The 473-nt window shown below is 72.3% G+C and carries 1 pseudogene; it reads left to right on the top strand.

What is annotated here, in order from left to right:
- Positions 1 to 473: pseudogene (locus DSY14_RS28130) on the top strand (non-ribosomal peptide synthetase); the annotation flags it as partial.

Raw genomic sequence — 473 nt, 5'->3', positions numbered from 1 at the left:
GTATCGCACGGGTGACCTGGTGCGGTGGTCGTCCTCGGGGGATCTGGACTACGTGGGCCGGGTGGACGACCAGGTCAAGATCCGCGGTTTCCGGGTCGAGCCCGGTGAGGTCGAGGCCGTCCTGGCCGGGTCGTCCGGTGTCGTGCAGAGCGCCGTGGTGGTGCGGGAGGACCGTCCGGGTGATCGGCGGCTGGTGGCCTACGCGGTGGCCGAGGTGGGTGTGGAGGCCGACCCGGCCGCCCTGCGGGCGGACCTGGCCGCCTCACTGCCCGAGTACATGGTGCCGTCGGCGGTGGTGGTGCTGGACGAGCTTCCGCTGACCGCCAACGGCAAGCTGGACAAGAGGTCCCTGCCCGCCCCGGACCACACGGCTCCGGTCTCGGGCCGGGAGCCGCGCGACCCCCGGGAGGAGATCCTGTGCGGGTTGTTCGCCGAGGTCCTGGGCCTGGAGCGGGTCGGGATCGATGACTCCT

This window comes from Nocardiopsis sp. MG754419, assembly GCF_018207095.1.
In the GTDB taxonomy this organism is placed as follows: Bacteria; Actinomycetota; Actinomycetes; order Streptosporangiales; family Streptosporangiaceae; genus Nocardiopsis.
This window is presented reverse-complemented; position numbering and strand designations above follow the sequence as displayed.